Source organism: Paenibacillus sp. VCA1 (genome assembly GCF_031583795.1).
GTDB lineage: Bacteria > Bacillota > Bacilli > Paenibacillales > Paenibacillaceae > Paenibacillus_AQ > Paenibacillus_AQ albilobatus.
On the sequence record NZ_JAVLSX010000049.1, the window covers coordinates 1 to 255 of the forward strand.

Sequence of the window (255 nt, forward strand, 5' to 3'; positions counted from 1 at the left end):
TTTATACGCTTTATAAGGTTGTAATAGGTGCTGCGCGGGATACCAGACAGCTGTACGAGTGCCTTCACCGGATATTTATGCCTCAGTTCCCAGACGGCTTGTGCTTTGTCCTGTTTGGTGATTTTTCCTTGTTTCGAACTAAGGCATTCAACTTTTTTAGATACTCATTCTCCATTTCAAGCTGCTTGATACGTTCTTCGAGGGCTTCGACAGAGCTTTCAACTACGGATCGTTTAGTAGACGAATTGGAGTTTT

Annotated in this window: 1 pseudogene; it reads right to left on the reverse strand. The window is 43.1% G+C overall.

Annotated features, from left to right (window positions below):
* Positions 1–255, reverse strand: a pseudogene (locus tag RJP21_RS31100) (helix-turn-helix domain-containing protein); the annotation flags it as partial.